2 protein-coding genes are annotated in these 1,048 nt (G+C 70.5%); one reads left to right on the top strand and one right to left on the bottom strand.

Translation table 11 applies throughout. The features are described from left to right. Positions 1 to 385, top strand: a 385-nt coding sequence (locus ACWDNU_RS46980) for a hypothetical protein (protein WP_449673596.1), incomplete at its 5' end; no start/stop codon positions are given. Between the two features lie 9 nt (positions 386 to 394). Here ACWDNU_RS46980 and ACWDNU_RS46975 read toward each other — a convergent pair. Further along, positions 395 to 1,048, bottom strand: a 654-nt coding sequence (locus tag ACWDNU_RS46975) for a hypothetical protein (RefSeq protein WP_449673595.1), incomplete at its 5' end; no start/stop codon positions are given.

Raw genomic sequence — 1,048 nt, 5'->3', positions numbered from 1 at the left:
GGTGGTGGTGCGCCTCGGCGTCCCGCTGCGGGTCGACCTGGACAACCCGGTCGCCATGCTCACCGGCAGCGGCAACCCCGACAACAAGGAGCTGTTCCAGCGCGTCACCCGGGCGGTGACCGGAATCCCCGCCGAGCCCTATGTCGACCCGCTCGGTCTCGACCATCCGCCGCTGTCGATCCGCACCCCGGACGACCTCGCCCGGCTGGCGGACCCTGGCACCGCCGCGGCCATCCTGCTCGGGGTCGGGCCGTACGCCTCGACCGGCTGCAACATCCTGTGGTGCGACGGCTCGTTCGTCGCCGTCGACGTGTTCCGCCTCGTCCTCGATGTCGGCGGGCAGGTGGCGGCCGCGGTGCTCGCACTCGGCAACGCACCGCGCTGAGGCGTCGGGTCAGTACAGCCGGTTGTGTTTGCGCGTGCCGGGGAGGTCCAGGTAGGGGCAGTCGGCGGAGCCGGTGCGCAGGGTGGCGGTGGGGTCGTCGGGGGCGATCCACAGGAGTGTGCCGTTGTCGAGCCAGGGCCGCAGATCGAAGTCGGGGTGGTTCGAGCCCCAGTTGTCGTCCCAGGCCGCGTATCTGCCCGGGGCCTGATCGACCTCGTAATGATCACTGCCCCAGACCGGTTCGAGCGCGATGCCGCGTGGCCGGTAGGTGGCGCAGTGATAGGTGATCGGCCAGCCGGTGTGCGGGCCGATCCGCACCTGGGTGATCACGGCCCGCATGTCGGGATGACCGAGGACCTCGGGGAAGACGTACGGCACATCGGGGCCGAGCATCCGAAGGAACGGCGCCGGCGCCATCGGACCGTCGAGCCGCATCGCGCCGACCATCAGCAACCAGCTGCGCGGCACCGGGTCAAAGCGGCGCACCGTATGGAACGAGCTCCAGAACCAGCCGTCGACGTCGACGATGTCGAGCGGCCAGTACACCAGTTCATCCCGGAACGGGCACCGCGAGACCACGATGTCGGGCAGCAGCTCGCGGTAGCGCTCGTGCAGCGCACTGGCCCCGTAGAAGGCGGCCCACCCCTCCTCGCATGCGCCCAG

It is taken from the genome of Amycolatopsis sp. NPDC003676, assembly GCF_053587275.1.
This window is presented reverse-complemented; position numbering and strand designations above follow the sequence as displayed.